The following is a 12,403-nucleotide window of genomic DNA, read 5'->3' as shown; positions in this document are numbered from 1 at the left end:
AGGCCGACAGCGCGGGACGGGACGCACCCTCGGCGCCTGGGGCAGCGTGTTACTCGTCGGCGCGTGACAACGAGATACCAACCTCGGCCAGCAGCCGCCGCTCCCCATCCGTGAACGTAGGCCCGCCCAGTTGAGGTCGCAGCGGCCCCAGCAGCGCCGCCATCAGCACGCCCGGCCGAAGCAGCGCCGTCCCCGGCGACTTGAGTGTCAGGACCTCCGTCATCGCCGTGGCCACGTGGTAGGAGCCGGTGGCGGTGTGGGAGAGGCGGCTGACGTAGCGCTGGAGGAGGCGGTCGGCCGGGCCGGCGTTCTTGCCTGTTGTGGTCGTGTAGTGGATGTCCTGGCCGACGGCGAGGCTCCAGGCGAGTTCGACGGGGGCGGCGATGGCCCGTTGGGCCGCGCGGGACAGGCCGCGGCCGAGGCCCAGGGCGGAGAGTCGGGTGCGCAGGGCCACGGCGCCCAGGGCCGCGACCGACATGCCGTGGCCGTAGACCGGGTTGAACGCGGCCACCGAGTCGCCGAGGGCGACCAGGCCCTCGGGCCAGGACTTGAGGCGCTCGTAGTAGTGGCGGCGGTTGACCGTGCTGTGGGTCATGACGACGTCGGTGAGCGGTTCGGCGTGGGCCAGGAGGTCGGCGACGAGGGGGTGGCGGAGGGTGCGGGCGTAGGTCTCGAACTCGGCCGCGTCGCGCGGGGGTTGGCCGCCCGGGGTGCCCATCAGGCTGACGTGCCAGCGGCCGTCCTCGATCGGGACGATGCCGCCCGCGCGGCCGGGTTCGCCGCTGAGGGGGTCGGCCTGGACGCTGATCAGGGGCCAGTTGAGGGTGGGGACGGGGGCGCGGTAGATGCGGCTGGCGTAGGCCATGCCGGAGTCGATGCGGGCCTCGGCGGGGGCGGGGACGCCCAGTTCGGCCAGCCAGCGCGGAGTGCGTGTCGCCTTTCCGGAGGCGTCGACGACCAGGTCCGCGGTCAGCTCGCTCTCGGTGCCGTCGGCCGCGCTCAGCCGTACCCCGGTGACCCGGCGCGAACTCCCCAGCAGGGCAGTGACCTTGGTGCGGGGGCGTACGCGGATGCGCGGGTCCTTGAGCACCTGCCTGCGTACGACGGAGTCGGTGAGGTCCCGGCTCGCGGCTATCAGGTAGTGGCTGTCCCGCTTCCAGCGGCGGTACCAGCCCTCGGGGGAGTACAGGACCATGTTGGTCGTCATGGGGACGCGGTTGGCGCCCGCGGCCAGCAGGTCGGCGATCGTGCCGGGCAGTAGGGCGTCGATCGCGTCCGCCCCTCCCGACAACAGGACGTGGAAATGCGCCGCTTGGGGTACCCCCGGGCGTGACTCGGGGCCCTCGGGCAGGTCGTGCGCCTCGATGATCTCGACCGTGTCGACGTGGTCCCGGACCGCGGCTGCCGCGAGCATGCCGGCGAGACTTCCTCCGACGACCACGGCACGGGTTGACGTCCGGGACACCTGGGGAAGCCGTTGCGGCGATTCACTCATGGGGCGACGATAACAAGCGCAATTCGCCTGCCACAGGCGGCAGTTGGGGCTCTGTCCGGCCCCCTCGTGTCACGCGCCGTCGAGGAGTGAGGCGAGGCCTCGGTCGAGGGACGGGCCCAGGGCCTCCCGGCCCGGTTCGGTCACCCGGTAGGTGCGGCGCAGGAAGTGGTGCAGGGCGACCGAGTCGAAGCGGATCATCGCCATGCCCTCCGCCGAGTGGAACTCGACCGCCGTATGGGCGGGGCCGTACGGCCTGATGTGTACGTTGCCCATCCCGGCGGGGGTGTCGAGACCCTCCTCCAGAAGCGCCCGCGCGAAGGTCCAGGTCACCTTCTTGCCGTCGAGCGATATCCAGGCGGGGAACAGGAGTTGGACGGCGAAGGGGTCGCCGGAGGAGTAGCGGAGCGTGACCGTCACGGCCAACTCCTGGTCGTCGTCGGCGATCAGGCGGGCGCCGGTGGGCTGTTCCAGGGTGACGGGGCTCATGGGCGGTCTCCGATTCGGACGGGGGCGACGGCCGTTGTGCCGACGCACCCTCCTTGATCACGCGGAGAGGGCTTTGATTACGCCATCACGCCAAGCATTTATGTGACCTGTGTCACCTTGGGGAACGGCTGCAACTTTAATTGAAAGTTTTGCCATCTAGGGTACAAACCCTTGTCCCCGCCCCACTGGCAACTGGAGCGTTGCTGCCATGAACGACGGCCCCACCGCGGCGTACGCCCGGATCTACGAGGAGCAGCAGCCGCGCCTCGTCGCCTACGCCCGCTCGCTCACCCGTAACACCTGGGTCGCCGAAGACCTCGTCGCCGAGGCGCACTTCAGGGTGTGGCGCAGGCTGTCCGCCGGGCACGAGATCGACAACGTACCGGCGTACCTCATGACCACGGTGAAGCATCTCGCGACCGCGGCGGGGAGCGCGGCACGTGAGACGCCGCTCGATCCCGAGGTCGGCGAGCGGGTCGGCGCGCAACGGGCGCACGAGCAGGTCCACGGGGGCGATCCGGCCGAGCAGGTGTCCTCGACGGACCTGCTGGTGAGGGTGCTTGAGCAGTTGCCGGAGCGCTGGGTGAAGGCGCTGTGGCTGGCCGAGGCGGAGGGGCTGCCGCTGGCGGCGATAGGACCGCAACTCGGCACCAAGCAGGGGGCCACGGCCGTACTGCTGCACCGGGCGCGGGAGGGCATGCGGCAGGCGTTCCTGCGCGCGCAGACCGGCGCTCCGGACGATCCCGCGTGCCAGGTGCACTGGGCCCGGATGCCCGCGTATGTGCGCGGCGGCGCCACCGAGCGGCAGTCCGAACGGCTCCTCGGCCATGTCGACGCGTGCGACGACTGCCGGGCCCGGCTCGCGGCCCTGATGCGCGCCAACGACCGGCTGCCCGCGCTCGTGGCACCGGCCCTGCTGGTGTTCGTGCTCGGCGGCGCCGGCAAGTTCCTGCTGGCCTTCGGCGCGGGATCCGCGGGCGCGGCCACCGCCGCGGCGGGCGGCCACGGCGGCGGGTTGCTGCACGGCGTACGGCACGCGGCGGCCGGCGCCTCCAAGACACAGGTGGGGGCGGCGGTCGGCGCGGCCGTCACAGGCGCCGTCGCGGTGATCGTCGTCCTCGGCGGCGGCGACTCCGCCGAGGTCCCGGTGGCGAAGGGTCCAGTGGCCGAAGTCCCGGTGTCCCAGGCGCCGGTGGCATCGCAGCCGGGGGCGGAGAAGCCCACCAAGACGCCGGGCGGCGGCGGTTCGACCGTGTCGGCACCGGACCGGTCCGCAACCGCCGTCCCTCCGGCCGTACTTGGGGACGGCGGACCCGGGACGGTCGTCATACCGGTGGGAGACGGCAGCCCAACGCCTGTTCCTACGGCCCCGGTCGAGACGCCGACTCCTACGCCGACTCCTACGCCCGTGCCCACGCCGCCGGTTGCTCCGGAGCCGACTCCGACGCCACCGGTTTCCACGGATCCCGAGCCGACTCCCACGGAGCCGACGCCCACCTACCCGGCTCCGAGCGACCCCGTGAAGGAGCCCCCGAAGCCCACGAAACCGGAGCCCACGACCCCGCCCGTACCGTCACCGGAACCCTCCGTGGACGACCCGACTTCCCCCGCCCCCACGCCTGTTGAGACACCGGGCGGCGGTGACCGCCCCTGTGACCGGGCGGCCACGGCCGATGCGGATCAGCCGATCGCGTAGGCGCGGTAGACCGTCTCCGTCGACGTGCCGCCGGCGGAGTCGGTCACCTGGGAGCGCAGGGCGACCGCGCCCGACGCCGGGTTGTGCACGGCGGCCTTCCAGGAGGTACCGGAGCGGGTGACGGACACGGCCTTCCAGGTCGTGCCGCCGTCCGAAGAGGCCCAGACCTTCAGGGACTTGACCGTCGACTTGGTGAACTTGACGTCGGGGCCCTGGGATCCGCGGCCCGCGCTGACGGTGACCGACGTGACGCTGTTCGCCTGCGCCCGGTTGCGGCTGTCGAGGCCCGCCGGCAGGAAGCGGGTCATGAAGACGGGGGCGACCACCGACTTGGCCGGGTCGGCCTTGAACCGCCAGTCGAGCGTCACGCGCGACGACAGCATGCCGGACGGGAAGGTGATGCCCGGGCGGTAGCGGTGGGCGTCCACGGTCAGCCGGTAGGTGCCTGCCGAGTTGATGCGGGCGGCGAACGAGGCGTCGGAGGAACCCCAGTTGGTCAGCGTCCGCTTCTTGACGGTGGTGCTCCCCTTGTACAGGACCACCGTCTCCTTCGTCGGATCGGCACCGCTCGTGCCCACGTCGGGGTCGCCGATCAGCGCGTCCGGGATGAAGTTCACGGACTTCTGCCAGACGGTGGGCAGGTAGTGCAGAGGGCTCCACACGGCCCGCCCGAACGACTGGGTGAAGCTCTGCCCCGCCTTCAGTGTCCGCACCGCCGGGAAACCGCCTGACACGTCGTCCCCGTTGCTCGCGAAGATGTCGTCGCGCGGCTGCCAACTCCCGGGCGTCACATGGGCGGTGGCGCTGTAGGGCGCGCTGCCGCCGTTGACGTTGGCGTACATGTCGGTCGTGCAGTTGTCGACCTTGGGCGCGGCCTGGAGCGCGACGTCGTGCTCGTTCGCCATCTGCGTCCCGCTGCGCACCGAGAAACGCATCGTCGCCAGCTGGGACCGCTTGAACGACCCGCCGGGCGCGGCCGGGACACCGGTCGTGTTCTTCACCGCGATGTAGCTGTCGTTGCCGGACCACTGCGCCATGAACCCGAACTGCAGCAGCCTGGAGGAGTTGGGGATGGCGTAGAGGGACCCCGCGTAGTTCCCGCCGCTCACGGCGACGGCGGAGGGCATACTGGCGTCGGCGGCGCACACCTGCGCGCCGATCATGGCGGGCTCGGTCACATCGGCCGGGGTGTCGAGCGACACCTTCACGGCCTTGCCCTTACGGGCGTCCAGAGTCACGGACTTGGCCCCCGACACCGACACGACCTGCGCGCCGAGAGTGTCGGTGCCCCGGCCGTCCGCGGTGCTCTCGGAGATGTCGGCCATCACGAGGTACTTGCCCGCGGGCAGGCTGAGCTTCTTGCCGGACTTGACGCTGTACGTCTCGTCGGACGGCACGGCGACAACGGTCACCGTCGTCGCCACCTTCGCGCCGTGCCGCCCCAGCGTGGTCACGGTCAGCGAGCCCGACGCCGCCTGCGCGGACGCGGCGGGAACGACCAGCGGCGCGAACAGGGCCACGCCGACGAGAGCGAACGGTATGCGTCTTGTACGTCCGGAACGACCTGTGCTCATGACTACCCCCCAAGATCCAGACTCCCCAAAGGTGACTCATAGTAGCCACGCGCCTCACCCCCCGCCCCTGACCCCCCGGCAAGCCTCCGCGTACGCCCTCACCAGCGGCCGGCCGCCGTTCTCCCGCCGCCACGCGAGGGCGTACCGGCTCGGCGGAACGCCGTGCACCGGACGGGTGGTGACCCCGCCGAGCGTGATCAGATGCGCGTTGCCCGCGGCCACCAGGCAGATGCCCAGACCGGCGACCAGCGCCTCGTACGTCTCCTCCGTGCTCGCGATCTCCGCCCCGATATGCGGCGGTCGGCCACCGCGTTCGGCGAGGGCGAGCCAGTGGTCGCGCAGCGGGCCCGCGTCGGGCGGCAGGGCGAGGAACGGCTCGTCGAGGAGGTCCGCGAAGTCGACCTCGGCGCGGGCGGCCAGCGCATGGGCGTCCGGGAGGGCGACCAGGCGGGGCTCCTCGGCGACCACCGTCCAGTCGTAGCGCTCCGCGTCGGGCAGCGGCAGCCAGACGAAGGCGACGTCCGCGCCGCCGTCCGCGAGCCCCGCCGTCGGATCGTCCCAGCTCACCTGCCGCAGCCGTACGACCGCCTCCGGACGCGCGGCCGTGAACCGGGAGCGGATCGCGGGCAGCAGACCGCCCCGGCCGGGGCTGGTGCTCATGCCGACCACCAGGGTGCTGCGTTCGGCCGCACTGACCTCCGCCAGCGCGGACGAGCCCTCCGCCCAGAGGGCCAACATCCGCTCGGCGTACGGCAGCAGGGCCGTGCCGACCGGGGTGAGTGTCACGGCCTGCCGGTCGCGGCGGAACAGTTCGGCGCCCAACTGCCGCTCCAGCGCCCGGATCTGCTTGCTCAGCGCGGGCTGCGACACGTACAGCCTCTCGGCCGCGCGCGTGAAGTGCAGTTCCTCGGCGACCGCGACGAAGTAGCGCAGGTCCCGCACATGGACGTCTCTCGTCATAGCCATCGGTTATGAGCTTAGGTCTTGGACGCGTCACCGGGGGCGGGAGCAGGCTGTTCAGCAGAGGGAAACAGGGATCTCAAAGGGAGACGTCATGAACAAGGTGTGGCTCGTGACCGGCGCCAGCAGCGGGTTCGGGCGGGCGATCGTGGAGGCCGCGCTCGCCGCCGGTGACGTGGTGGTCGGCGCCGCCCGGCGCACCGAGGCGCTGGACGACCTGGTGGCCGCCCACCCCGACCAGTTGGAGGCGCTGCGACTGGACGTCACCGACACGGGGGCGGCGGAGGCGGCCGTACGGGACGTGGTGGCGCGGCACGGGCGGATCGACGTCCTCGTCAACAACGCGGGCCGTACGCACGTCGGGGCCTTCGAGGAGACCACCGAGCAGGAGCTGCGGGACCTGTTCGACCTGCATGTCTTCGGGCCGGCCGCGCTCACGCGCGCGGTGCTGCCGTTCATGCGGGAGCGGCGCTCCGGGGCGATCGTGCAGATGAGCAGCATGGGCGGGCAGATGTCCTTCGCGGGCTTCTCGGCGTACAGCGGAACGAAGTTCGCGCTGGAGGGGCTGTCCGAGGCGCTCGCGGACGAGGTCGCCGAGTTCGGCATCAAGGTGCTGATCGTCGAGCCGGGCGCCTTCCGGACCGCCCTCTTCGACACCAGCCGGGCCGGGGTCAGCGCCGACAGCGGTGCCTACGCCAAGGTGACCGAGACCCGCGGCTTCGTCTCCGGCGGCGACGGCGGCCAGGCCGGCGACCCCGCGAAGGCGGCGGCCCTCATCCTCGCCGCCCTCGACGCCGAGGAGACCCCGCTGCACCTGCCCCTGGGCGACGACGCCGTCGACGCCGTACTCGGCCACCTCGACCAGGTGCGCGGCGACATCGCGGCCTGGGAGAAGCGGACCCGGGCGACGGGCTTCGACGCCTGACGGAGGGCCGGTTCGACGCGTGACGGACGACCGGTTCGACGCCCGACGGACGGCCGGGAACCCCTGGCCCGCCCGCTTCCGTCCCCGTTGTCAGTGGTGGGTGCCACGATGGACGCACGACGGGACGCATGCGAGCGGGGGGTGACATGGAGGGGGAGTTTCCGCGCGGCGGGCGGCAGATCAGGGAGCTGTGCTCGCGGGGGACGCGGCTGTACGACGTGGCACGCGCCCTGCGCGCCGACCACACCCGCGCCCTCGACACCGTCCGCTCCGCGCTGGAACCGCTGCGGGCCGAACTCGTCGCCCAGGAGCTGGAGTCCATCCCCGTTGGCAGGCTGAAGGATGTCACCGAGGGGCGGCTGCGGCTCGGCGCCGTGGAGGCGGCGGGGCTCACCTCCGTGCGCGCGGTGCACGAGGCGAGCCGGTACGAGCTGCGGCAACTGCCCGGCGTGGGACAGCAGACCGCCGACCGGGCGCTCGCCGCGGCCCGGCAGATCGCGCGGGCCGTCGGGGAGACCGTCTCCGTCCGCATCGACGCCGACGACCCCGACCCCCGCACCACCGCCCTGGTCGTCGCCCTGCAGCGGCTCGTCGAGGCAGGCCCCGAGCTGCGCCGCGCACTGGACGCGGCCACCCGGCTCGACGAACGGCTCGGCGCGCTGCTTCCGGTGGCCCGGCCCGCCACCAGCAGGCTGCTGATGGCGCTCGCGGGACGTCGCCGCAGGGCCGGCGCGCTCGCGGCGGTCGCCGAACTCCACGAACTCGTCGCCGACGCCACCGCCCGGGGCGTACCGCTGCTGATCGCCCAGGCCTCCACCGACCTGCTGCGCCCGCCGGTCTCCGACATCGAGGCCCTGGTCGACTTCGAGCTGCGGTCGGCCGAGTACTACAGCCAGCTCGCCGAGGTCGACGGCGTGCTGCCGGACCACGCGGCGAGCGAGGGCTTCCTGCCCTCGGAGCTGGCCGAGCGCGTGCACGCCCAGCAGCTGGACGACACCCACCGGAGGGTCTCGCTGCGCGGCTACCAGTCGTTCGGCGCCCGGTTCGCGCTCGCCCAGCGCCGGGTCGTCCTCGGGGACGAGATGGGACTCGGCAAGACCATCCAGGCCATCGCCGTACTGGCCCATCTCGCGGCCGAGGGGCACAGCCACTTCCTTGTGGTCTGCCCGGCCGGCGTGCTCATCAACTGGACCCGGGAGATCGGCGCCCGCAGCACCCTGCGCGCCCTGCCCGTGCACGGCCCGGACCGGCAGGAGGCCTACGGGGAGTGGCGCGAGCGCGGGGGAGTCGCGGTCACGACCTTCGACACGCTGCACACCCTGCCCGCGCCCGAGAGCAGGAAGCCAAAGCTCCGGAAGCCCAGGGGCGAGGCCCCGCCCGGCCCCACCCCGGGCATGCTCGTCGTCGACGAGGCCCACTACGTGAAGAACCCGGACACCCGCCGCACCAAGTCGGTCGCCCTGTGGACCGAGCGCTGCGACCGCGTGCTCTTCCTGACGGGTACGCCCATGGAGAACCACGTCGACGAGTTCCGCACCCTCGTCCGCCACCTCCGCCCCGAACTGCTGCCGACGGTCCGCAACGGCACGGCGGCGGCCGGACCCCAGGCCTTCCGCAAGTCCGTCGCCCCCGCCTATCTGCGCCGCAACCAGGTGGACGTCCTCACCGAACTGCCCGCCCTGGTCCAGGTCGACGAGTGGGTGGAGCTCGGCGCCGCCGACCGCGAGGCCTACGACCGCGCGGTCGGCGCCGGGAACTTCATGGCGATGCGCCGGGCCGCCTACGCCGACGCCGAGAAGTCGGCCAAGCTCCAGCGCCTGCGGGAACTGGTCGCCGAGGCCGCGGAGAACGGCGTGAAGGTGGTGGTCTTCTCGTACTTCCGCGATGTGCTGACCACCGTCCGGCGCGCACTGGACGAGCCCGGAATGCGGGTGACCGGGACGATCTCCGGGAGCGTCCCGGCCCTCCGTCGGCAGCAACTGGTCGACGACTTCACCCAGGCCCCCGGCCACGCCGTGCTGCTCGCCCAGATCAGCGCGGGCGGGGTCGGCCTCAACCTCCAGGCCGCCTCCCTGGTCATCCTCTGCGAACCCCAGGTCAAGCCGACGGTGGAGCACCAGGCCGTGGCCCGCGTCCACCGCATGGGCCAGATACGCACGGTCCAGGTGCACCGCATGCTCGCCACCGACAGCGTGGACGACCGGCTCCTGACCATCCTCAAGAACAAGGACCGCCTCTTCGACCGGTTCGCCCGGCGCAGTGACCTCGCGGACGCCACGCCGGACGCGGTCGACATATCGGACGCCACGCTGGCCCGCCGCATCGTCGAGGAGGAACAGCAGCGGCTGGCGGCCGAGGCCAACTGACCTTGCTGGTAAGGGTGGTTGGGCGTCACCGATACCTGGATGTCACGAGCGTACGTCGAGTTCGGCGAGAGCCGCACCCGTACCGCCGCGCACGGTGACACGGACGTACCGGGCGGGCGTCCCGTTCGGGGCGTGCCACGCGCGGCCGTCCGCCGAGACCTCGACCGTGTACGACCCCGGCCGCTTCGTCCACGTGGGCCGGACCGTCCCGACCCGCACCGGGCGGCCCAGGTCCACGGTGAGCGAGGCGTGGTCGGCGCCCGGGGACCAGGCGGTCGCGGGGCTGCCGTCCACGGCCGCCTCCGGGTAGCGGCCGGACTCCGAGGAACTCGCCGTCGCGGGACGGCAGCGGGCCAGGTCGGTGGTGGGGGTGAGGTCGGGCCGCCGGGTCTTCAGGGTGACCGTGCCGGAGAGGGTGCGGCGGCCCTCGGGGGTGTCCAGTACGAAGGGCGCCCCGGAGCGCAGCCGTACGGTCGTCGTCTTCGCGCCGATCGCGATGTCGTACGTACGACCGCGCCAGCGCAGGCCCGACAGGCGTACCCCGTCCGGGAGTTGGGGCGGCAGGCTCGGGTCCAGGTGGAGGGTGTCGGGGCGCAGTCGGAGGCCCGTCAGGCCGTGGGTGAAGACCTGGAGGTAGCCGCCCTTGCCGGTGAGGAAGTCCTGCGCGGGGGAGCCGGCGAGGGGGTCGGAGGCGCCCGCCTTGTCGCCGCGCGACTCGGAGAAGAGGGCGAACGGGCCGCGCGCGAACGGCTGGTAGGCCCGCCGGAGGTAGGTGTACGCGGCACAGCCGGGTTCGCCGACGGCCGCCGCGTCGATCGCGTGGACGGCGTCGGTCATGGCGGGGCCGTCCGGGTCGGTGCGCTGGGCGTAGTAGTCGAGGGTGGCGGCTCCGGCGCCGGCGGGCATCGGCCACTCCAGCGGGTAGATCAGCAGCACGGTGTCGGCCTGCTTGATCCCCGAGCCGTTGTAGCCGTCGTACTGGAGGAAGATCTTGCGTTTCGGGTCGTAGGGGATGCGGAGGTGGTCGGCGATGGTGAGCCAGTCGGCGGGGGCGGGCCGGCCCAGGGTGCGGGCCGCTTCGGTGGCGGCGCGGAGGGCGGTGGCGGCGACGGCGTTGGTGTAGACGGCGTCGTTCACGCCGTTGCTGTACTCGTCGGGGCCGGCGACCTCCTTGATGGAGTAGGAGCCGTCGGGGTTCTTCGTTACCCGCGAAGTCCAGTACTGGGCAAGGCCGTTGAGGAGGGGCCAGCCTTCCGCGCGGAGCCAGGTGCGGTCGCCGGTGGCGAGGTAGTACTGGCGGGCGGCGAGGGCGATGTCGCCCTGGAGGTGGTTCTGGGTGAGGCAGTGCGGTGGCTGCCAGCTCTGGCACTCGTTCCACAGCAGACCGTGGCTCGCGCTGGTCCACGGGAAGAACAGGCCCTTCACCGCCGTCTTCGCGGCGTTCTCGGCGGCGGCCGCGCGGGTGCGGTAGCGGTAGTCGAGGACCGGGCGGGCGAGGTCGGGGTGGGTGGTGAGCAGGGAGGGGAACATCCAGGTCTCGGCGTCCCAGAAGATCATGCCCGCGTAGTTGTCGCTGGTCAGCCCGGCGGGCGCGATGCTGTTCCGGGCGCCGGGGCGCAGCGCGGTCAGCAGCCCGTACTGGGCGGAACGGGCCCAGAGTTGCAGATCCGGATGGCCGGGCACCTCGATGTCGGACGACCACAGCGCCCGCCACGCGGCACTGTGCGCGGCGAGCAGCGCGTCCCACCCGCGCCGCGCGGCCCGCCCGGCGGCGTCCTGGGCGGCGGCCCGGGGATCGCGCGAGGTGAGGGTGGTGTCGACGCCGACGTACTTGGTGGCGGTGTAGGTACGACCGGAGCGGACGGGCAGGACCGCCGTCTGACTGGCGCTCAACTTCCTGCTGCGGACGGCACGTTGGGGACTGCCGGGCGCGTCCAGTACGGAGGCCAGCGCGCCGTCGACACCGGTCCCGTCCGTGCGGAACGCGACGCCGATGGTGTGCGCGCCGACCGGGCCGCCGGCCGTCGGCGTGACGCGGCGGGCACCGCGGCCGTCGAGGCGGTCGGTGAGGGTGAGTTCGCCGTCCCAGTGCGGGGTCACGCGCAGGTGCACGGCGCCGGTGTGTTCACTGTCGCGGGAGGTGAGGACGTCGTAGACCAGGTCGGTGCGGCGGCCGTCCTTCGTCGTCCAGGTGAGGGACGTACGGACGTAGCCGCAGCGCAGGTCGAGGGTCTGGCGGTACCGCGTGATCCGGCTGCCGCTGCCGTACGTCTCGGAGCCCGCCGTCACGTCGAGGCCGGTCCAGGTCGGGAGCGCGGCGAGGGCCTCGCGACCAGCGGTGTTCGCGGGGCCCCGGGCATAGAGGCCGGAGACGAACGCGCCGTCGTAGCGCGGGGTGTAGAGCGGCCAGCCGGTCTTCTCGCCGGACGCCGCGTAGCCCGCGCCGACGGGCGGGACCCGGGTGCCGAGATAGCCGTTGCCGACGTACGGGTGGTACGTGTCGGCCGGGTCGATCCGGGTGGCCGACGGCGCCCAGCCGGTCGCCCCGCAGTCGTCGCGAGGGCCGGGCGCGGCCGACGCCGAGGGCAGGGGGAGGAGCAGGGCGGCGGCGAGGAGCGGGAGGAGCAGACGGGGTGGCTTGGTCACCGTTCGACGATGGGGTGCGCGGCGGGACGGCGGCGGGAAGCGCGCGGGCGGTTACCACGTACGGAGCGCACCGGGCCTGCCCTACCGCTGGTGCGGCTTCGGCGCCGGCTGCGCAGCTCGCAGTCGTCGCGGGGTGCGGCCGACGGCGGGGTCAGGGGGAGCCGCGGACGGGGTGGCTTGGTCACCGTCCGACGATGAGGTGCGCGGCGGCACGCAGGCGGGAAACGCACGGAGGATTACCACGTACGGAGCGCA

Annotated in this window: 8 protein-coding genes; 3 read left to right on the top strand and 5 right to left on the bottom strand. The window is 72.8% G+C overall.

What is annotated here, in order from left to right:
- Nucleotides 1-49: 49 nt before the first annotated feature.
- Together SSP08S_RS37120 and SSP08S_RS37115 are read right to left on the bottom strand one after the other, a co-directional pair.
- Nucleotides 50-1,495, bottom strand: a complete 1,446-nt coding sequence (locus SSP08S_RS37120) for an NAD(P)/FAD-dependent oxidoreductase (RefSeq protein ID WP_051106059.1) — start codon at nucleotides 1,493-1,495, stop codon at nucleotides 50-52.
- A gap of 69 nt (nucleotides 1,496-1,564) precedes the next feature.
- Entirely contained in the window at nucleotides 1,565-1,981 is a 417-nt protein-coding gene (locus SSP08S_RS37115) for an SsgA family sporulation/cell division regulator (RefSeq protein WP_019072715.1), read from the bottom strand.
- Between the two features lie 208 nt (nucleotides 1,982-2,189).
- On the opposite strand from SSP08S_RS37115, the gene SSP08S_RS37110 reads away from it, so the two are divergent.
- On the top strand, nucleotides 2,190-3,677 hold the full coding sequence (locus tag SSP08S_RS37110; RefSeq protein ID WP_019072714.1) for a sigma-70 family RNA polymerase sigma factor: 1,488 nt from the start codon (nucleotides 2,190-2,192) through the stop codon (nucleotides 3,675-3,677).
- Here SSP08S_RS37110 and SSP08S_RS37105 read toward each other — a convergent pair.
- Together SSP08S_RS37105 and SSP08S_RS37100 are read right to left on the bottom strand one after the other, a co-directional pair.
- Complete coding sequence (locus SSP08S_RS37105) at nucleotides 3,662-5,251, bottom strand: hypothetical protein (protein ID WP_158697267.1); 1,590 nt, start codon at nucleotides 5,249-5,251, stop codon at nucleotides 3,662-3,664. The two genes, SSP08S_RS37110 and SSP08S_RS37105, sit on opposite strands and share 16 nt — an antisense overlap.
- Nucleotides 5,252-5,305: 54 nt before the next feature.
- Nucleotides 5,306-6,217 (bottom strand): LysR family transcriptional regulator, encoded by a 912-nt coding sequence (locus SSP08S_RS37100; RefSeq protein WP_078532638.1) that lies wholly within the window; start codon nucleotides 6,215-6,217, stop codon nucleotides 5,306-5,308.
- Nucleotides 6,218-6,305: 88 nt separating this feature from the next.
- Between SSP08S_RS37100 and SSP08S_RS37095 the strand changes: the two genes are divergently transcribed.
- Both SSP08S_RS37095 and SSP08S_RS37090 read left to right on the top strand, forming a co-directional pair.
- Nucleotides 6,306-7,136: an oxidoreductase gene (locus SSP08S_RS37095; protein ID WP_019072711.1), complete on the top strand. Its 831-nt coding sequence runs from the start codon at nucleotides 6,306-6,308 to the stop codon at nucleotides 7,134-7,136.
- Nucleotides 7,137-7,282: 146 nt separating this feature from the next.
- Entirely contained in the window at nucleotides 7,283-9,502 is a 2,220-nt protein-coding gene (locus SSP08S_RS37090; protein WP_019072710.1) for a DEAD/DEAH box helicase, read from the top strand.
- 42 nt (nucleotides 9,503-9,544) lie between these two features.
- Here the strand turns inward: SSP08S_RS37090 and SSP08S_RS37085 are convergent, their stop codons facing one another.
- A complete protein-coding gene (locus tag SSP08S_RS37085; RefSeq protein ID WP_019072709.1) occupies nucleotides 9,545-12,148 on the bottom strand; it encodes a discoidin domain-containing protein in 2,604 nt (867 codons plus the stop codon).
- Nucleotides 12,149-12,403: the final 255 nt, after the last annotated feature.

Source organism: Streptomyces hokutonensis (assembly GCF_000376565.1).
Lineage (GTDB): Bacteria > Actinomycetota > Actinomycetes > Streptomycetales > Streptomycetaceae > Streptomyces > Streptomyces hokutonensis.
This window is presented reverse-complemented; position numbering and strand designations above follow the sequence as displayed.

Excerpts from the sequence above, each read along its gene's own strand:
- SSP08S_RS37120 (WP_051106059.1), bottom strand. The coding sequence starts at position 1,495 with ATGAGTGAATCGCCGCAACGGCTTCCCCAGGTGTCCCGGACGTCAACC.
- SSP08S_RS37115 (WP_019072715.1), bottom strand. The coding sequence starts at position 1,981 with ATGAGCCCCGTCACCCTGGAACAGCCCACCGGCGCCCGCCTGATCGCC.
- SSP08S_RS37110 (WP_019072714.1), top strand. The coding sequence starts at position 2,190 with ATGAACGACGGCCCCACCGCGGCGTACGCCCGGATCTACGAGGAGCAG.
- SSP08S_RS37105 (WP_158697267.1), bottom strand. The coding sequence starts at position 5,251 with ATGAGCACAGGTCGTTCCGGACGTACAAGACGCATACCGTTCGCTCTC.
- SSP08S_RS37100 (WP_078532638.1), bottom strand. The coding sequence starts at position 6,217 with ATGGCTATGACGAGAGACGTCCATGTGCGGGACCTGCGCTACTTCGTC.
- SSP08S_RS37095 (WP_019072711.1), top strand. The coding sequence starts at position 6,306 with ATGAACAAGGTGTGGCTCGTGACCGGCGCCAGCAGCGGGTTCGGGCGG.
- SSP08S_RS37090 (WP_019072710.1), top strand. The coding sequence starts at position 7,283 with ATGGAGGGGGAGTTTCCGCGCGGCGGGCGGCAGATCAGGGAGCTGTGC.